Source organism: Cupriavidus numazuensis, assembly GCF_905397435.1.
GTDB lineage: Bacteria > Pseudomonadota > Gammaproteobacteria > Burkholderiales > Burkholderiaceae > Cupriavidus > Cupriavidus numazuensis.
Genome location: NZ_CAJPVI010000045.1, coordinates 21,484 through 39,269, shown reverse-complemented (window position 1 = coordinate 39,269; position 17,786 = coordinate 21,484). Strand labels below are relative to the sequence as shown.

Annotated in this window: 15 protein-coding genes and 2 pseudogenes; 10 read left to right on the top strand and 7 right to left on the bottom strand. The window is 57.9% G+C overall.

From position 1 onward, the window contains the following. From KHO41_RS29250 to KHO41_RS29240, 3 genes are read right to left on the bottom strand one after another with little or no spacing between them, the layout of a single operon-like run. The gene (locus KHO41_RS29250) at positions 1-747 is read right to left on the bottom strand and encodes an enoyl-CoA hydratase-related protein (RefSeq protein WP_211956735.1); all 747 of its coding nucleotides are present in this window, start codon (positions 745-747) and stop codon (positions 1-3) included. Between the two features lie 39 nt (positions 748-786). Continuing rightward, positions 787-2,712 carry an acyl-CoA synthetase gene (locus KHO41_RS29245; protein WP_211956734.1) on the bottom strand — a complete coding sequence of 642 codons (1,926 nt, stop codon included), beginning with the start codon at positions 2,710-2,712 and terminating at the stop codon, positions 787-789. A 57-nt stretch (positions 2,713-2,769) separates the two neighbouring features. Further along, positions 2,770-4,563: an acyl-CoA dehydrogenase C-terminal domain-containing protein gene (locus KHO41_RS29240; protein WP_211956733.1), complete on the bottom strand. Its 1,794-nt coding sequence runs from the start codon at positions 4,561-4,563 to the stop codon at positions 2,770-2,772. 187 nt (positions 4,564-4,750) lie between these two features. Between KHO41_RS29240 and KHO41_RS29235 the strand changes: the two genes are divergently transcribed. Continuing rightward, positions 4,751-5,860: a PAS domain-containing sensor histidine kinase gene (locus KHO41_RS29235; RefSeq protein WP_211956732.1), complete on the top strand. Its 1,110-nt coding sequence runs from the start codon at positions 4,751-4,753 to the stop codon at positions 5,858-5,860. Continuing rightward, positions 5,857-6,489, top strand: a complete 633-nt coding sequence (locus KHO41_RS29230; RefSeq protein WP_211956731.1) for a response regulator — start codon at positions 5,857-5,859, stop codon at positions 6,487-6,489. The genes KHO41_RS29235 and KHO41_RS29230 overlap by 4 nt, the downstream gene beginning before the upstream one ends. On the opposite strand, the gene KHO41_RS41995 is transcribed toward KHO41_RS29230, so the two are convergent. Together KHO41_RS41995 and KHO41_RS41990 are read right to left on the bottom strand one after the other, a co-directional pair. Continuing rightward, complete coding sequence (locus KHO41_RS41995) at positions 6,486-7,193, bottom strand: TetR/AcrR family transcriptional regulator (protein WP_211956730.1); 708 nt, start codon at positions 7,191-7,193, stop codon at positions 6,486-6,488. The genes KHO41_RS29230 and KHO41_RS41995 overlap by 4 nt on opposite strands. Further along, positions 7,190-7,720: a hypothetical protein gene (locus tag KHO41_RS41990; protein WP_376989818.1), complete on the bottom strand. Its 531-nt coding sequence runs from the start codon at positions 7,718-7,720 to the stop codon at positions 7,190-7,192. Before KHO41_RS41990 ends, KHO41_RS41995 begins: the two co-directional genes overlap by 4 nt. A gap of 327 nt (positions 7,721-8,047) precedes the next feature. Between KHO41_RS41990 and KHO41_RS29220 the strand changes: the two genes are divergently transcribed. After that, a complete protein-coding gene (locus KHO41_RS29220) occupies positions 8,048-8,686 on the top strand; it encodes a TetR/AcrR family transcriptional regulator (RefSeq protein WP_211956729.1) in 639 nt (212 codons plus the stop codon). A 3-nt stretch (positions 8,687-8,689) separates the two neighbouring features. On the opposite strand, the gene KHO41_RS29215 is transcribed toward KHO41_RS29220, so the two are convergent. Further along, positions 8,690-8,971 (bottom strand): putative quinol monooxygenase, encoded by a 282-nt coding sequence (locus KHO41_RS29215; protein ID WP_211956728.1) that lies wholly within the window; start codon positions 8,969-8,971, stop codon positions 8,690-8,692. A 226-nt stretch (positions 8,972-9,197) separates the two neighbouring features. Here KHO41_RS29215 and KHO41_RS29210 point away from each other — a divergent pair, with 226 nt between their 5' ends. The 7 genes and pseudogenes from KHO41_RS29210 to KHO41_RS29180 form a co-directional block, all read left to right on the top strand. Then, complete coding sequence (locus KHO41_RS29210) at positions 9,198-10,193, top strand: alpha/beta fold hydrolase (protein ID WP_211956727.1); 996 nt, start codon at positions 9,198-9,200, stop codon at positions 10,191-10,193. A 1,155-nt stretch (positions 10,194-11,348) separates the two neighbouring features. Beyond that, the gene (locus KHO41_RS29205; protein ID WP_342344483.1) at positions 11,349-12,290 is read left to right on the top strand and encodes a 3-hydroxybutyryl-CoA dehydrogenase; all 942 of its coding nucleotides are present in this window, start codon (positions 11,349-11,351) and stop codon (positions 12,288-12,290) included. Between the two features lie 103 nt (positions 12,291-12,393). Further along, positions 12,394-12,861: pseudogene (locus KHO41_RS29200) on the top strand (thiolase family protein); the annotation flags it as partial. 69 nt (positions 12,862-12,930) lie between these two features. Then, positions 12,931-13,341 carry an IS66-like element accessory protein TnpA gene (gene tnpA / locus KHO41_RS29195; protein ID WP_211956726.1) on the top strand — a complete coding sequence of 137 codons (411 nt, stop codon included), beginning with the start codon at positions 12,931-12,933 and terminating at the stop codon, positions 13,339-13,341. Then, the gene (tnpB, locus tag KHO41_RS29190) at positions 13,338-13,685 is read left to right on the top strand and encodes an IS66 family insertion sequence element accessory protein TnpB (protein WP_211956725.1); all 348 of its coding nucleotides are present in this window, start codon (positions 13,338-13,340) and stop codon (positions 13,683-13,685) included. The genes tnpA and tnpB overlap by 4 nt, the downstream gene beginning before the upstream one ends. Before the next feature lie 30 nt (positions 13,686-13,715). Next, complete coding sequence (tnpC, locus tag KHO41_RS29185; protein ID WP_211956724.1) at positions 13,716-15,269, top strand: IS66 family transposase; 1,554 nt, start codon at positions 13,716-13,718, stop codon at positions 15,267-15,269. 49 nt (positions 15,270-15,318) lie between these two features. Beyond that, positions 15,319-16,047 (top strand): annotated as a pseudogene (locus tag KHO41_RS29180) (acetyl-CoA C-acyltransferase); the annotation flags it as partial. A gap of 89 nt (positions 16,048-16,136) precedes the next feature. Here the strand turns inward: KHO41_RS29180 and KHO41_RS29175 are convergent. Further along, the gene (locus KHO41_RS29175) at positions 16,137-17,171 is read right to left on the bottom strand and encodes an AraC family transcriptional regulator (RefSeq protein WP_244874085.1); all 1,035 of its coding nucleotides are present in this window, start codon (positions 17,169-17,171) and stop codon (positions 16,137-16,139) included. Between the last annotated feature and the right edge of the window lie 615 nt (positions 17,172-17,786).

Here is a 17,786-nt window from a genome sequence, read left to right as displayed (position 1 = left end):
TCAGCGCGCGCGGGAAAGAAAGCTATTGAAGATGGATTGAGCGTCTTCTGTACTCCGCAACGTCTGAAAAATGTCGCGCTCCTTCTGAATCCTTGCCTCGACCAGTTCTCGCGACGCAGCCTTCAGCAATTGCCGGGTAGCGGCCAGGGCCGCGGGGGGCTTCTTGGCGAGCGCGCGTGCAATGGACTCTGCCTCCTCGAACACCATGTCGTTCGGTAGCACGCGGTTTGCCAACCCCGCCTTCTGTGCTTCCCCTGCCAAGACGAACGAGCCAAGGAGCATCCACTCACTTGCCTTCTGTTGCCCAACCAGGGCTGGAAGCAAGAGCGTGGAGCCGAACTCCGGGCACAGTCCCAGGTCTACGAATGGGAACCGAATGCGAGCGTCTTCCGATGCCACCACGTAGTCGCAATGGAGCAAGACGGTCGCACCGATACCAACTGCATAGCCGCAGACGGCGGCAACCATGGGCTTTTGCAGGGACGTCACGGCCTTCATGAACCGGACCGAGGCGAGCTTTTCTTTTCCGGAGCCATCGTCAGCGAAGTCCTGAATGTCGTTCCCGCTGCTGAATACCGTCGGCGTTCCCCGCAGTACCACAACGCGTACGCTGTCGTCTTGACCAGCGTCTTCCAGCGCCAGCGCCAACGTCAGGTACATCTCCTGCGTAAGGGCATTCTTCTTTTCTGCCCGGGTCATCGACAGTGTCAGGACGCCGTCCTCGTACTTCGCTTGAATGTGTTTCATGGTGAATTTCGTGGGTTTCTCTCTCGCGCAGCGTCTTACTCAGGCGCCGGGAGAGGGGAGAATCAGAAGCTGGATGGGAAATGCTCCCAGCACAGAACGGACTTTCTTGCTCAACTCGTCGTGGCTTTGGTCTGTCAGTAGCATGAGCTCCACGATGCAGACAATCCCTGCTGCTCCACGGTCCTCGACTCGAAGGCCGACTACAGGCCCCAGCTCCGCCTGCGCAATTGCCAAGCTCATGACGCGCTCCGCAGCATCCGCGCGCAGCACATTCTTTTGCACTTTCCCCACGGCGGTCTTTGGAAGCGTCGGCAAGACGTAACAGACCTTGGGAATGGCTGCGCGCTCGGGAATGCGACTCACAGATTGGGCAAGAATCTCTTCGCCGGTGCTCCTCGCGGTCGGCTTCAGAGAGATGTACGCGAACGGCACCTCACCCGCCTTTTCGTCCGGCGCAGCGACTACAGCCGCCTCCAGTACATCCTGGTGCGCATAGATTGCCTCCTCGACGATTCTTGGGTCGATGTTGTGGCCACCACGGATAATCAGGTCCTTCGCTCTGCCGGTAATCCAAAGGTATCCATCCGAGTCGAGGTAGGCGAGGTCTCCGGTGTCGAGCCAATCGCCATCGACCAAGACGCGCGCATTGGCTTTTTCGTCCAGATATCCTGGAAAAAGTCCGGGCCCACGCACGAGCAGGAGGCCCGGCTCGTCGACATCACAATCAACCGCCGCCGAATCCAATCGCTGCTGCCGTACCACACGAACATGCTGGTATGGAATGGGAAGACCGACCGAGCCAGTCTTGATGCATCCCTCGAGAGGATTGACAACCGTGACGGCAGTCGTCTCGGTCATCCCATAGCCCTCACGAATCTTAATTCCCGTCAGTGCTTCGAATGAGTCCGCGATATGGGGTGAGAGCGGCGCAGAGCCCGAACTGACGCCTGTCAGGGACGAGATATCGGCGGCACCAATCGGCACGGAGAGTAGTTGCCCGACGACTGCAGGTACCAGCATCGCACCGGTAATACCGTAGGTCTCCACAACATCCCAGAAATTTGGGATTGCAGACGGATGCCGCCAGCCCGCAGAAGTCATCAATACAATCGACGAGCCTCTCGCGATTGGAAGTAGGCAGGTAAGCAGCGCTCCCGATACGTGAAACAGCGGGAGTCCGCAGCAGCGCACATCGTCTGCTGTAGCACGATGGCTCACTGCCGTTGACCAGGTCATGAACACCTGTCCGGCATGGGTATGGCGCGCCAGCTTAGGCACACCGGTCGTTCCGCCCGTGTGAAAAAGCGCAGCGGTGTCGGAGCCTGCGAAATTGCGGGAGAACGCCAACCCCTCTCCATCGAAAGACTCGATGACGTCCTCATAGGCGATGACGCGCGCCGATGATGGTAAGTCTGACGGCAAGGCCACCGATGTCGCATCCGAAATCACGACGACTGCCTGCAAAGCGGGCAAGAGATCCACCACGGCCTGAACCTTCGGCCACGTGTTGACCAAGTCGTCACCCGCATACGCCACCAATACTTTCGCCTCGGCCGCTCGTAGCAACTGGGCGATGATGCCCGGTTCCAGCATCCAGTTGATTGGCATAACGATGCCGGCGGCCTGAGCCCCCCACATCGTGTACAGCGCCTGCGGTACTACGGGTGCAAGCAAGGCCACAACGTCCTCCGGACCGACACCCAAACTATGGAAGAGGTTTGCGGTCTGGTTGATGCGACGCCAAAGCGTTCCGTAGGTCACCGCTTGACCGGTGGCGTAGCAACGCTGCGCGTCGGAGAAGTAGTGAATGGCGATTTTGTCTGGACTGTGCACGCATGCATCCGCCAGCATCTCGTAGACGCTCGTCGGAAGCTTCCTGTCCGGTAGCGGTATAGCGTCAAATGCGCGGATTTTCGCAAGGGTCGATAAATCGGCGTCAACCCAGTAGCCAGCTTGCTGTCTCATCGTGTCTCGCTCCAAATGACGAACCGCTACGCGGAACCGTCGGGCCCTATCCTGGGCTTATGCTGCGAAGGCCAGCGGGTTCATTACAGCTGACGATTCCAGTCGAATCCTCGGCAACAATGAGCGCGATTCCGGGAGAAGACTTGCGAAGTAGAACTGGGCGGTAACCAACTTTCCCGCATAGAAGCTGTCCGCGGCCTTTGTCGTTGCTACCAGGGCCGCTCTAGCCCAGAAGTGCGCAAACATCAGGTGGCCAATCAAGCGCAGGTAAGCGGCGGACGATGTCCCGGGCTGGCATGGGTCAAGTTGGGCCGAGTCGAGAATGAACTGGGTCGCTGCCTCGACGTCATCGCAGAGCTCCGCGATGGCACGTCCCATGTCATCGACCTTGCTCTCGGCGCTGCCGTCCCGAGCGAGACACTCAGTGGCGGTCTCTCGCACGATTGTGAGCAGTCTACGAATCTGCAACCCCTCATCGGCCAAGACCTTCCGGCCGACCAGGTCGTTTGCCTGAACTCCATTGGTGCCTTCGTAGATTGGGAGAATGCGAGCATCGCGCAGCAATTGCTCCGCGCCGGTTTCCGTAATGAACCCCGCACCGCCATGCACTTGCATCCCCAGACTGGTGACATCTACCCCGTTGTCAGACAGAAACGCCTTTGCGACCGGCGTCAGGAGCGCGAGCAAGCCCTCCGCATCCCGCGAAGTTTGCGCATCCGCGCTGTGTTGGTGAATGTCGATTTGCAGCGCCAGCCAATACGCGAACGCACGACCGCCCTCCACGAGCGCGCGTTGCGTCAACAGCATGCGACGCACATCGGGCAACGACAGGATTGGATCCGGGCCGGTCGAACTGGCAGGGGTCGCGGGGGAGCGGCTCTGCAACCGCTCTTGCGAGTAGCGAAGCGCGCGCTGGTAGGCAGTCTCCGACAGGCCCAGCGCCTGCGTACCGGTTCCCAGCCGAGCGCCATTCATCATGACGAACATCGCTGCTAGTCCCTTGCCCGCCTCACCGATAAGGTATCCCGTCGCCGCCTCGAAATTCATTACGCAGGTGGCATTGCCATGAATACCCATCTTGCGTTCCAGGGAGCCACATTGGACGCCGTTGCGCGCCGCAAGCTTACCGGCGTCGTCGAGAAGAAACTTGGGAACGATGAACAGAGAGATGCCTCGCACGCCCGCAGGTGCATCTGGCAACCGGGCCAGGACGAGGTGAATGATGTTTGGCGCTAGATCGTGTTCTCCTGACGAGATGAAGATCTTCGTTCCGGTAATCGCGAACGAACCATCGACGTTTGGTACCGCACGAGTTCGCAACAGACCGAGGTCAGTGCCGCAATGTGGCTCAGTCAGACACATCGTCCCAGTCCATTCTCCCGTTGCCAACGGTGTGAGGAACGTATCCTTCTGCCAGTCGGTACCGTTGGCTCGGATGCAGCGATACGCACCTTCCGAAAGCTTCGGGTACAGGGACCATGCAGAATTGCTCGAAGCCAGCATTTCGCTGACTACTGTTCCCATGATGTGCGGCAGGCCCTGTCCGCCGTCCTCGACGTCACACACCAGGCCACTCCATCCATCAGAAGCGTAGCGGTTGAACGCCTCACGGAAGCCAGGGGCTGTTTTGACATCCCCGGCGTTGTATTCGCAACCATGCTGGTCGCCAACGGAATTGAGTGGCGCCAGAACTTCCGCGCAAAACCGCCCGGCACCATCCAGCACCTGGTGGGCCGTTTCGCGGTCGATCGCCTTGTCGGCGCAATGCCGTGCCAGCACGCCCTCCATGTCGAGCAACTCGTGCAGCACAAACTGCATATCGCGTAGCGGCGGAATGTAGTTACCACTCATTTTGTCCCCTTGATGTTTGTGTGAATTTGTTGAGTGGAGTCTGGCATGTGAGCTCTGGCAGGGCTTGTCAGAATTCCCCGCGCGGCTTGTCAGCGTTTTCTGATATGCCGTTGTGTCCCGGGCGGCGTTCTGCTGTAATCCAAGGCAAGTGCCGCTACGAGGCACCGGAGACCGCAGGTAAAGCCAGATGGATGAGATGGAAGAGTTCTTGAACGACTACGAGATTCCTTTCAAGGGGATCGTCGAGCAGTCCGTAGCCGGCATCTACATCCTTCAGGATGGACGGCTGCAGTACGTGAACGAAACGTTCGCTGCCATGTGCCACGTGCCGCGAAGCCTCATGACCGGAGAGCTGGTCGCAAATCTTGCTGCGCCGCATCAAGTCGATGCACTAATGGAGCAGTATCACAGGCGAATCCGCGGTGAGCGGCCTGGCCCGTTCGTCTTGCACACGAAGCGCCCCGATGGGTCTCGTGGCTATGTTGAGATCCACGGCAACACAGTTCAGTACCGGGGAAAGCCTGCCATCGTTGGAGTGGGTCTTGATGTCACTGACCGTATCCAGAAACAGGAAGAATTAAGCAAGTCACGTACTCAACTACGCGAGCTAATGATGCGGCTGAACTCAGTGCGAGAGCGCGAACGTTCAACTGTCGCCCAAGAGCTTCATGACGTTGTGGGTGGGATGCTCACCACCATCAAATTCGACATCTCGCGCCTTGGCCGACGCCTGGAGCGGCAGGAGCGCGGAGAGGATCCGCTGCCCGCGAACGCCGGCACAGCGAAAGAGACCACACAGCAGCTGTTGGACTTAGTCCAGGAATCTATCGAAGCCGTACGGCGCATAGCCGAGGGGCTTCGGCCAGGCGCTTTGGACCATTTAGGGCTTCAGGATGCGCTCGCTCAGGACTTGAACCAGTTCGAGGCCCGCTATGGAATCGCATGCAGCTTCGATTGCGACCGCGCACCGCTCCCCATCAGCGAATCCCGGGAGCTCGGGTTATACCGAATCTTCCAAGAAGCAATGACGAACATCGCGCGCCACGCTAATGCTTCCGCCGTTGACGTGACGCTTAAGTGGAACGCCAGCGTCATCGCTTTGGATGTGGTGGACAACGGCGTTGGCATTGCGTCGGTTCGGTCTAAGGGTGCCCATCTGGGATTACTCGGAATGCGAGAAAGAGCTCGTGACCTGAAAGGTACTGCGGAGATTGGACCTGGCCGCGCCGGTGGCGTGAGGGTTTCGGTTCGCATCCCAACGACTGTCGTAGACGACACCCCTATGGAGCTGGAATGATTCGGATTGCCTTGGTTGATGACCACACCATCTTCCGCGAGGGCCTCAAGAGGCTCCTGATGGACGAAGGTGGCTTCTCAGTTGTCGCGGAAGCGTGCAACGGGCCCGATGCGCTCACGGCCATTCGCACGCATGAATTTGACGTTCTCGTGCTCGACATCAGCATGCCCGGTCGCAGTGGCCTAGACCTCATCCCTTCCATCCGCAGCGAGAAGCCTTTGCTGCCTATCGTCGTACTCAGCATGTACCCTGCCGAACAGTATGCCGTTCGCGCGTTCGAAGCGGGTGCGAGTGGCTATGTCACGAAGGACATGGACGCTGTTGAGCTTGTAGCGTCTATCCGAAAAGTCGTACAGGGTAAGCGCTACTTCTCGCCTCAGGTGGCGGAGCGCGTCATGTATAACCTGGACCGCGTGAACGGGCAGTTACCGCACAGGGATCTCTCCTCCCGCGAGTACGAAATCATGCGTCTAATCGTCCAGGGGGTCCGCTTGACTGAAATCGGCAGGCAGTTCTTCCTCAGCGTCAAAACGGTCAGTACCTATCGTTCTCGGATTCTCAAGAAGATTGGCGTCGGGACTAACGCGGAACTGGTGCAGTACGCTCTGCGCCACAAGCTTATTGACTAGCCGTTCTCACAACGGAGCAGTGCCGGTGTTCCGGGGGGCAACTCGGCACCGTGCCGCTTGAATATCGAGTACAACATTGCTGCTCGAAATCCAATCGGCTCCCCTAGGAATCTGCAGTCATGCTGAACCCCAAGGACGACGCTGAAAATCTCGAACAGCAACTGTTCATCGTCTACGTTGGACAGAAGTTCGCCGGTTTGAATGGCATCCTGAATCTGGCCAGCCAGGAGGGCTCGCCAGGTGCGCACCATCTCTACTACGATAACGCGCGTCTTGTCGTCAGCCACGCCCGCATACTCGACACTGCTGCTTAACAGCAGGCATCCGCCATGCTTCAGCACGTAGTGTTGAACCCACACCTCGATCATTCTGATGAGCCGTAGCACTCCTCGCGGTACAAGTCGAGCCGCTGCTTTCGCATCGCGGAGGAGCGAGGACAAATACTCGTGTAGCACTGTCTCCAGAAGCTCTTCCCTCGAAGAGAAGCGAATATAGAAGGTGCTTTTTGCTACCCCAACGCGGCCACACAATTCGCCAATAGTGAGTTGTCTTAGACCGTTGCTCCGGACCAGTGCCGTGCCAACCTCCAAGAAACGACGACGGTCAGACCTCCGAATGGCGGAGCCTGGAGGCCTGCCAGCCTTCTTTTGCCTGATGTCACCGAGCGTCACGACCACGCCATTTGTTTCGACTTGGCTGCTCATCGCGGGCTTCGGAGAAACGCGTAGGTAGCTGCCGCAGCAAGTCCTGTTGGGCCTACCAGGCGCACATCCCTGGTCAAAACCTCACCGCATGATCGCGCCGCTTCATATTCGATAGCAAGCGAGGAAGCAGCGTGGGAGTCTTCGTTGTCTACGTGGAACCGAATCGCCACTGAACAGGGCGCGCAGTCTTCCCCCGTCAAGTCTCGAGGTGACACAGTAAGAGCCCTTGCCATATCCGAGAATGGCGAGTCCACGGGCATCGTGGCATCGCCCCTCCCCGAGTTAGCAATACCCGAAGCTGAGGGAACGTATGAGGATGATGGCAAGTCGCTCGTCAATACAATCTGGCTCGATGCCACCGGAGATTCCTGACGAAATTCTGCCTGCCAGCACTGCAGGCTGCCGTTGCCACGGACCCACTTGATAGCAACTTCGCAAGGACCCGGCCGTAAGTCAGCCAGCAAGTAAGTGGTTATAGATACCGGTAAGACGTCTGGCCCACTGAGGTCGAGCACAGCCGACAGCATAGCGGCCGCTAAAGCACATGGCTCGGTCCCATTGCCTTCGCCGGCCACGTGCCCTGTGTATCGCCCGTTTCCAGACCTTATCAGCGAGACCCGGCTGAGCTGCTCGCATGCATTTGGCATCGGATAGTCCTTCAAAATACAATTCGACTGACTTCGACTATATCGACGGTTTCTACGTCATGGAGTAGGTGCCCGCAGATAAGGAAAAATCTGACAGACAAGGGGAAAACCAGTAGGAGGCTAGAACGATTTCCGCGGAGCGCATAGCTCGCCAGCCGACACCCTCGTGCTAGACTGCCCTCGCCAGAATCCGCATCCTTGAGCGTTATGTCAAATCATCCAGCTCCGCGCGCACCCACACATAAAGAGCGCCTTCTAAAACAGGGGTTCAAGCAGTTCTACGCGCATGGTTTCGCCGGTACGAGCGTGGACACAGTCCTCGTCGAAGCAGGGGTACCAAAGGGTTCCTTCTATCACCACTTTGGCTCAAAAGAAGCATTTGCCTTGGCCGTGCTTCAGCTCTATTACGAGAAGCAACAGCAGCGTCGCAAAAGATGGTTCAGCGCGCCGGACATGGATGAGTATGAGATGCTCACTGGATATCTGGACGAGCTAGTCAGCGACTTTACCCGGACTGGGTGCAAGCGCGGATGCCTGATTGGCAAGCTATCCCTTGAGCTTGCAAACACTTCCGAAGCATTCGGGTCTCTTATCAGCACCATGCTGGGCAACTGGCAGACCTCGGTTGAGCAAGTTATCGCCCGCGGACAGCATGCAGGCACTATTCGCGATGACTTGCCGCCGGGCCAGCTTGCCGACACAATTCTTGCCACAATCCAGGGTGCTCTAATCTTGGACCTCGCGCAGCGGCGCATACAGGCGATGCAAAGCATATCGGCCGTAATGTCAGCGCTACTTCGCCCGCTTGCGCCTGAGACCCGCATGAAGCGGGTCTCACAAAGCTAGGTTTCAGACCGCCGTCAAGCGCAGGACGGTGGGCGCGCCTTCCATGAAGGCTCCCATTGCACGGCCGATTTGACGAAAGTGATCGGACTTCCGGTGCGCCTCGACGGCCGCCTCATCCTTATAGCGCTCCACGAAGGCGTACTGGCCTGCGACCTCCGTCCGCCAAAGACCGTACTCCAGGCACCCCTCTTCTTGGCGCGACGCCTGGACCATTTGGTTAGCCAGTTCTTCGAACTGTGCCTCAGCTCCTTGCTTCACAGTGATTTGTGCAACGACACCCAGCATTTCGTCTCCCAGTTCTCTCAGTAATGAAGAGGGCAAGCTTATCTGCACTAGACCGATACGTCTAGTAAGACATACTCATGTATGAAGTAAGGCCGTCTTGCTCTTCTAGAATGCCACCTGAAGGACGCTTTCATAGCGTAGGGGTATTCACTGATGCCATGCTTCTTTGCCGCAGAATCAACTAGACCATATAGTCTAGTTGAAATGAAACCGAGGAGACAAGGCGATGGCTGAGGAGTGGCAACACAGTTACACATTCACCAACGGGATTCGGATGCACTACGTGGAGCAAGGAGAAGGCCCCCTGGTGTTGCTTTGCCATGGATGGCCGGAATCCTGGTACTCCTGGCGGCACCAAATCCCCGCCCTGGCAAATGCTGGCTTCCGTGTTGTCGCGCCGGACCTAAGAGGTTACGGAGACACCGAAAAACCCGTGCCAGTCGAAGCGTATGACATTCTCACCTTGGCCGCCGACCTGGTTGGATTGGTCAATGCCCTCGGGGAGGAGCACGCCATCCTCGTTGGGCATGACTGGGGTTCGATGCTTGCGGCTATGGCGAGCCTTCTTCGACCTGACATGTTTCGTGCCTTGGCGCTGTTAAGCGTCCCCTACATGCCACGTCGAAGAATACGACCATCTGCGCAGTTCCACACACTCACACAGGAGCGGCATTTCTACCAAGAGTATTTCCAAGTCTTCGGACGTATCGAATCAGAAATCGAAGCCGACATGCGTCGCGCTCTGCTTGGCATTCTGTACACCGGTAGCGCTGCGTCCCGACTGCATCCAGAACATAGGCGTAAAGGATTCATTACCTTTGAGAAGTCGACACGCTTCGTTGACAACCTCGCGCTTCCCGACGGCCTGCCGACATGGCTTAGCGACGAGGACCTCGATACGTTTGTCGACCAGTTTACGCGCGGCGGTTTCGCCGGGCCGATCAACTGGTACAGGAACATTGACAGAAACTGGTCTCTGACGGCGTTCCTTGACGGCGCACGGATTGGGCAACCAACGATGTTCGCTGCAGGCGAGTTGGATGGAGTCATCCGCATGGCGAAGATGGAGTACGAAACCCTCGAGATCAACGTACCGAGGCTCTGGAAGAAGACATTGATTCCCGACGCTGGCCACTGGATACAACAGGAAAAGCCCGAACAGACATCACGGTTGTTGATTGAGTTTCTCCAACAACCTCAAGTCGTTTCCCAGCTTTCTTAGCTGGCATTAAAGAAGGGATAGTATGGGCCGCACAAACCTCTTTGAACCTATCAAGCTTCGTTTTCTGGCGCTAAAGATCCGCATCGCCATGGCGCCATGAAAAGGTCATCCTGACCGGAAGGCATCCCGCCAGACTGTCGCTTAGTACTACGAGCGTGAATCTGGTGCAATCTGGCTCATCAGGCCAAGTCGTTGAGCGCGACACCACAAAAAAAGCAACTTCAATGCTCCCAACTCTTTGGGTCGGTGTTGCGCGCACGGAAGGCCGTGGTTGACGCGGTCACTCTCAAAAATAGGCCTCGTGCGTCACCCGAACGAACAGATGGGGCTCATCAATTCACCTTCCAGACCCGCAAGACCTGGAAGGCAACAAGGTCCGCCGATGGCGCAGTTGCCACGGCAAACGCCACGGCGAGATCTCCCGCGATCACAAGGCGTCTGCACGCCTTAGCTGGATCGCCAAGAGTACGAGAAAGTCGCTTCCGACGCTGAATGCTGCCCTTCGCAAACATGAAAAAAGGGCCTGCCACTGACCAATCGCTCGGTGACGCGAAATCACCGGGATGCTGACCGAATTCCACCTTGTTGGAACCTACCCCAGCGACGACCATTCTATAGAGCACACGAAAGCTGACACGTGCACATGAAGTGCCATACTTGGAAGGGCCCGCGCGGACGATTCTTTCGTAGCACGTTCGCAGACATCGAGTACAACCTCAAGACTTGCCAACAATACGGTATGCGTTTTGAGATTGAGTGCTACAACATCGTGCCTTGTACATCCTCGCACGGGCGTCAAGTTTTGAGATCGGCATTCTTGGGGGGGCATCTGCCCCCGGCTTGCCTCTCGCCGTCGCGTTTGGCCACCCATTCGGCGGCGTGGCGGCCCGCCCTGCTTTCCTCGTCGCTTACCCGCGTGCGCAGACGAAAGCGCGCGGGCGGGAGCCGAGCGTAGAGCTTTCGACGGTCGCCTGATTCGGGCACACACGGCTACGGCGCCGTTGCGGCACGGCTGAGCAATATTAGATGTCTGAAACCAGCAGTATCTTGGCTCAGAGGCCAAGCCCGCCACACGTGTTGCGAGCGCCCCTCAGCACAAGAACACATGTCGCCTAACCCAGACAAAGGCAAACTCCTTCTTTGTGGCTACGCGATATGTCTTGGAGCAACCCCGCCATGCGGCCTTGCTCCTCTCAAAGCAATCTCATCGAATTTTCTACAAACTTTATAGGCGTTCAACAAATGGCAATTAAGACAGTGGGCATCGTGGGTGCCGGCACCATGGGCAATGGCATCGCGCAGGCTTGTGCGCAGGCCGGTCTAAACGTTGTGATGATTGATCTAAGCACCACCGCAGTCCAAAAGGGCTTGGCCACAGTAGAGGCGAGCCTGGATCGGTTGATCAAGAAAGAGAAGCTCACCGAGGGACAGAAGACAGATGCGCTGACACGCATCAAGGGCAGCGCCGTGTACGAGGACCTCAAAGCGGTCGACATCGTCATCGAGGCCGCCACGGAGAACCAGGACCTCAAGGTAAAGATCCTTAAGCAGATTGACAGCATCGTTGACGAAGACGTCATCGTGGCATCAAACACGTCGTCGATCTCTATTACAAAGCTCGCCTCGACAGTCTCCCGCCCGGACCGCTTTATCGGGATGCACTTCTTTAACCCGGTTCCGCTGATGACCCTCGTGGAGATAATCCGCGGGCTGCAAACCAGCAATGCTACCCACGCAGCGGTAGAGGCTCTAGCAAGGGTGCTGGGCAAGTACCCAATCACTGTACAGAACAACCCCGGCTTCGTCGTCAACCGCATTCTTTGCCCAATGATCAACGAAGCCTTCTGCGTCCTTGGAGAAGGCCTTGCTTCCCCTGAGGAAATCGACGAGGGCATGAAACTGGGATGCAACCATCCAATCGGTCCGCTGGCATTGGGGGACATGATTGGGCTCGATACTCTTCTAGCCGTGTTGGAAGTGTTGTACCGAGAATTTGCAGATCCAAAGTATCGTCCCGCCATGCTGCTGCGTGAGATGGTGGCGGCGGGATATCTCGGGCGCAAGACAGGACGTGGGGCCTACGTCTATAACCTGTAACACCGCTGGAGCAGTAGCTCATTCCCCCTACGAAGTAATCCTCTTTTTGCTTCGCCGCCAGCCATGATTTGTGCGGCGAAAATTGATGTACTGGAGAAAAAGTATGACGCGCGAAGTCGTGGTAGTAAGCGGGGTTCGTACCGCAATTGGAACCTTTGGTGGCAGCCTGAAGGATCTCCCTCCGACTGAACTAGGTGCAATCGTCGTCCGCGAGGCCTTGGCCCGCGCGCAGGCTTCTGGCGACGATGTTGGCCACGTCGTCTTTGGCACCGTTATCCAAACCGAGCCGAAAGACATGTATCTGGGCCGTGTCGCTGCGGTAAACGGCGGCGTCTCCATCAACACGCCGGCCGTGAACGTCAACCGGCTGTGCGACTCAGGGCTTCAGGCCGTTATCAGCGCCGCTCAGAGCATCCTTCTCGGCGATGCAGACGTCGCAATCGCTGGCGGCGCCGAAAGTATGAGCCGTGCGCCGTACGTGACTTCGGCGGCCCGCTGGGGCGCACGCATGGGTGATACCGGACTGGTCGACATGATGCTCGGGGCGCTGCACGACCCCTTCCATCGAATGTAAGCGAGTCGCCAGCACCGTCTGTACCGTTTAGTAGAGTGGCGCCAAAGTAGTTCCCACCAAATAGTGATGGGAACTACTTTGTCACAGTCACAGGAAGTACCAGTCGCCGGCAGTCGCAAAGGCCGGCCGAACCACAGCGAGGAATTCAAGCGGCGGTTGGCAGCCGCTGCGTGTGAGCCGGGTGTCTCGGTATCTAAATTGGCGCGCGAGCACGGCATCAACGCGAACATGCTGTTCACCTGGCGCCGACGCTATCGAATGGAGCAGCGCCAGGAAGCCGCTGTGTTGTTACCGGTGACCATTGAACACCCAAGCTCGCCACCCGGTCCGATGCCGATGAGTCCGGCCGCTGCGGTTTGCGAGCCGACGCCGCCGCACGGCGCCATTGAGATCCGTTTGGGCCGAGCGGTGATTCGCATTGAAGGGGCAGTCGACCCGACCACGTTGCGTACGGTACTGGACCGTTTGACGCCATGATCGGGTTGCCGGCGGGAACACGCATCTGGATCGCTGCAGGCGTGACCGACATGCGCTGTGGATTCAACGGGCTCGCAGCGAAGGTGGAGGCGGCTCTGGAGGAGAGCCCGTTCTCCGGCCATGTCTTCGTCTTCCGCGGCAGGCGCGGCAACGTCATCAAGGTGTTGTGGTCAACGGGCGATGGGCTTTGCTTGCTTTCGAAGCGCCTGGAGCGTGGACGTTTCGTCTGGCCGCAGGCCGACAGCGGCAAGATCCACCTGACGCAAGCGCAGTTGTCGATGCTGCTAGAGGGAATTAACTGGAAGCAGCCAGAGCGCACCTGGCCGCCATTATCGGTGTTGTAAACCTTGCGGCATGTGCGTAAACTGCCGCGCATGCCAATCGACCCCAGCGACCTTCCCGACGATATTGAGGCCCTGAAGGCGTTGGTGTTGGCACAGCGGGAATCGATCGCACTCATGGAACGGGCCTTGGCGGTCCGTTCCATGGAGATTGAGCAGCTAAATCTGCAGATCTCAAAGCTAAGGCGGATGCAGTTTGGCCAGAAGTCCGAGAAGCTGGATCGACAGATTGAACAGCTCGAGACGCGACTGGAAGATCTGCTGGCCGAGGAAGGTGCGGCCGACACCGAAGCCGGTCCGCAGGCACCCCCTCCAGTCCGGAAGAAAGCGGTACGCAAGCCGTTGCCGGAGCACCTGGAGCGGGAGGAGCGCATTCTCGAGCCCGAAACCGAAGCCTGTCCAGAGTGCGGCGGTAAGCTCAAGCCGCTGGGCGAGGACATCTCGGAGCAACTCGATATCATCAGCAGTTCATTCAGGGTGATACGGCAGGTGCGGCGCAAGAAGGCCTGCGCCTGTTGTGATTGCATCGTCCAGGCTGAAGCGCCAAGTCGGCCGATTGAGCGCGGCATTGCCACGGCGGGGCTGCACGCTCACATACTGGTTGCCAAATACGCTGATCATCAACCGCTGTACCGCCAAGCCGCGATCTATGCCCGGCAGGGCGTGGATCTGGACCGCACGACCATGGCTCGCGGGGTCGGCGCTTGTGGTGCACTGGTACGCCCGCTGGTCGAGGCCTTGCACCGATACGTGATGATGCCCGGCAAGGTTCACGCGGACGACACGCCGCTGCCGGTGCTTGCGCCAGGTAAGGGGCAGACCAAGACGGGAAGACTATGGGCCTACGTGCGGGACGATCGCGCATCGGGTTCGGATGCTGCGCCGGCGGTCTGGTTCGCCTACACACCAAATCGCCAGGGCCAACATCCCCAGGCGCATCTGGCCGGCTTCCGCGGCATCCTGCAGGCAGACGCGTATGCGGGCTTCAACGCTGTTTTTACCGATGGCAGTGTGCGCGAGGCAGCTTGTATGGCCCACGCGCGCCGTAAGGTGCACGATCTGCATGTCCGCAAGGCAACGCCGACCACCACGGAGGCATTGCGCAGGATCGGCGAGCTCTATACCATCGAAGCGGAAATCCGGGGTAAGCCACCTGCGGTGCGTCAACAGGTGCGGCAGCAAAGATCCCGGCCCCTATTGGACAGCTTCGAAGTGTGGTTGCGAGAGCGGCTATTGACGCTCTCGACACAGTCGGAAACGACCAAGGCCATCAATTACATGCTGAACCAGTGGCAAGCACTAATCCACTACTGTGATGATGGCCTGGCAGAGATAGACAACAACATCGCAGAGAATGCGCTGCGCGGTGTCGCGTTGGGTCGGAAGAATTTTTTATTCGCCGGCGCCGACAGTGGCGGCGAGCGTGCGGCCGCCATGTACTCGCTCATCGGGTCCTGCAAACTCAACGGCATCGATCCCGAGGCCTATCTGCGTCACGTCTTGGCCCACATCGCCGATCATCCGGTCAACCGGATCGACGAACTCATGCCGTGGAACGTCGCCCCTCAACTGGCGTTGCAAGCCTAAAGCAGGACCATTCCTGTCTCGTCGTCAACCACGGTGCTGGCGATGCGCTTACCATCGAATTCACATGGGCATCACTGCAGAAAACGTTGCCCAAGAGTACGGCATTTCGCGCGCCCAGCAGGACGAAACTGCGCTGGAATCGCATCGTCGTGCTTCGGCTGCTATCAAGGCAGGGTACTTCAAGGATCAAATTGTCCCGGTCGTCATTAAGGGCCGCAAGGGCGACGTAATCTTCGATAGCGACGAGCATGTCCGCCATGATGCCACCCTGGATGACATGGCCAAGCTCAAGCCTGTATTCGTCAAAGAGAATGGCACCGTTACCGCAGGGAATTCCTCTGGGCTAAATGACGCTGCAGCTGCGGTTGTATTGATGGAGCGCACGGAAGCAGAACGACGTGGCCTTAAGCCCCTTGCCCGCCTGGTCTCTTACGGCCACGCCGGCGTAGATCCTAAGATGATGGGAATCGGGCCTGTACCAGCAACGAAGATCGCTCTCGAACGAGCCGGACTTCAAGTGTCGGATCTGGATGTAGTCGAGGCCAATGAGGCCTTTGCCTCACAGGCTTGCGCTGTGACCAAGGAGCTCGGCTTGGATCCAAGCAAGGTCAATCCCAATGGATCAGGCATTTCCCTCGGGCACCCTATTGGCGCGACGGGCGCTTTGATCACGGTTAAAGCAGTGCATGAACTGCAGCGTGTGCAAGGCCGTTACGCACTTGTCACGATGTGCATCGGCGGTGGTCAAGGCATTGCGGCAATCTTTGAGCGCATCTAAAGCCTTTCCTCTTTGCCGCCTTGAGTAGCAACGCTAACAGGCTGTCGAAAAGCACTTCGCCATGTAGGACATTTGCACTCAACAGCCTGCTAGACTGCCTGTTCAGTTCGCTGGTCGCTGGGAGCTGATCCGGTCCACCTTTTAAACGCCTTGCGGAAGTTTGACGCGTCGGAAAACCCTAGTCGCTCGGCGATCTGCTCGATGGTCATAGATGTGTGCTCAAGATACTGCCGCGCGAGACGCAATCGGACGTCGTCGACAATTGCTTGATATGACGTTCCTTCGGCAGACAGACGCCGATACAGCGTGCGCACCGACACGCCCATACGTTCGGCAAGTCCATCAACGTTCTCGAAGCGCCCGGGCTGATTAACTAGAAAAGCGCGAATTGAGGGTATCAGATCTGACTCATTTTCGACCCCTGCGAACATCTCATCGCAGAGATTCTGACACATGAGCGCGGTCATCGGATTGGCATTTGGCAACTCCAGCTCCCTCGCCTTTGCGTCATAGTGCCATTCCATGACATCGCAGCCAAACTCGACTGGGCAACCAAACATCTTTGAGTACGCTCTCCAATGAGCCGGCGCCGGATACGGAAACAGCATACGTACGGAAGGAACGGGCGCCTCCAACGCACGACTGAGGAGCGAATTGTTGGAACTGCGCCAAAATTCGGCTACGAAGGGTAGTAAGTCGCCGACCGACCACGGATCGTGACTCTGAAAAATGCCTACTTCACCCTCAATGCGCGAGCTGATCTGTAACACCGGCCCCGCCGCGTGTTGTAAGTACTTCATGCAAATATCGAGCGCTGCACCCAGGGTGCGGCTGCTCGCAATTGCGTACCCATAAATTCCAAAGCCGCTGATACGCTGTCGCGCGCCAGCTAACAACCCAACATCAGGGCGTGTAGCGAGACGGTAGGCATTGCGATAGATGCCAATCCGCTGATGACGCGAAATCAGTGACCGCGGTTCCTCGAACTGCTGTAGCCGCACTCCGGTACCTGCTAGCACTTGGCGCGCAGGAACCCCCTCACTTTCCAATTCAGTAAGGAGTGACTTGAGATCGAATAGCACCATCGTAGGCGCATGAAGGCCACTAAAGTTGCCGACAAGCACGTCGGTGCTCGAGGGGGTAGGAACTGAGGCCATCGATTGGCTCCTGTCATCTTATGACCTCATGATGGCAGAAAATGACTCCCTATTCAACCTGGATCTACCAGGCGAACGACGTTGAGTGCCGTTGGAATGGCACGCAGTGTGGTTGCATCCCAGCTCGTTCCAGTTTCTTCGGATCCACATCCCATCTAAACGCCCGCGCAGGGCGGTACGCGGAGCATTCGCGTGATGCACTATTCAAAGCGCTGACACAAAATCACCGCATCGTTGGCAGAAGGCGACCTCACTTACTGGGCAAAGGCCTCTGATAATTAAGGCACGGAGACGGATTGCGACATGACGGCGTTGGCGCGAGCGAGGAGTGTTTCGGTAGGGCAGTTTCACTTTTTCGCTCGGAGGTATGTCCACGCTTGAATGGAGTCGGAGTGCTTCAGGAGACTTTCATTAAGCACCCTTATCCGATCTACGCGTGATCGCGCTGGATTTATTGTCAGCCGCTCGTCTGCTGGCGTTCCGCTGAGGCCACCTGATCTCTTTGCGGGAGTCGATAGATGCAATGCGACTGGCGAGTTGGCCCTGTTGCAGCGCGGTCGATTCAATCTTACGTCGTCGCGC

Coding starts and splice junctions, on each gene's coding strand:
- tnpA (WP_211956726.1), top strand. CDS start 12,931: ATGGGAACTACTTTGTCACAGTCACAGGAAGTACCAGTCGCCGGCAGT.
- KHO41_RS29235 (WP_211956732.1), top strand. CDS start 4,751: ATGGATGAGATGGAAGAGTTCTTGAACGACTACGAGATTCCTTTCAAG.
- KHO41_RS29220 (WP_211956729.1), top strand. CDS start 8,048: ATGTCAAATCATCCAGCTCCGCGCGCACCCACACATAAAGAGCGCCTT.
- tnpC (WP_211956724.1), top strand. CDS start 13,716: ATGCCAATCGACCCCAGCGACCTTCCCGACGATATTGAGGCCCTGAAG.
- KHO41_RS29205 (WP_342344483.1), top strand. CDS start 11,349: ATGTCTTGGAGCAACCCCGCCATGCGGCCTTGCTCCTCTCAAAGCAAT.
- KHO41_RS29245 (WP_211956734.1), bottom strand. CDS start 2,712: ATGAGACAGCAAGCTGGCTACTGGGTTGACGCCGATTTATCGACCCTT.
- KHO41_RS41995 (WP_211956730.1), bottom strand. CDS start 7,193: ATGAGCAGCCAAGTCGAAACAAATGGCGTGGTCGTGACGCTCGGTGAC.
- KHO41_RS29250 (WP_211956735.1), bottom strand. CDS start 747: ATGAAACACATTCAAGCGAAGTACGAGGACGGCGTCCTGACACTGTCG.
- KHO41_RS29240 (WP_211956733.1), bottom strand. CDS start 4,563: ATGAGTGGTAACTACATTCCGCCGCTACGCGATATGCAGTTTGTGCTG.
- tnpB (WP_211956725.1), top strand. CDS start 13,338: ATGATCGGGTTGCCGGCGGGAACACGCATCTGGATCGCTGCAGGCGTG.
- KHO41_RS29230 (WP_211956731.1), top strand. CDS start 5,857: ATGATTCGGATTGCCTTGGTTGATGACCACACCATCTTCCGCGAGGGC.
- KHO41_RS29215 (WP_211956728.1), bottom strand. CDS start 8,971: ATGCTGGGTGTCGTTGCACAAATCACTGTGAAGCAAGGAGCTGAGGCA.
- KHO41_RS29210 (WP_211956727.1), top strand. CDS start 9,198: ATGGCTGAGGAGTGGCAACACAGTTACACATTCACCAACGGGATTCGG.
- KHO41_RS41990 (WP_376989818.1), bottom strand. CDS start 7,720: ATGCTGTCGGCTGTGCTCGACCTCAGTGGGCCAGACGTCTTACCGGTA.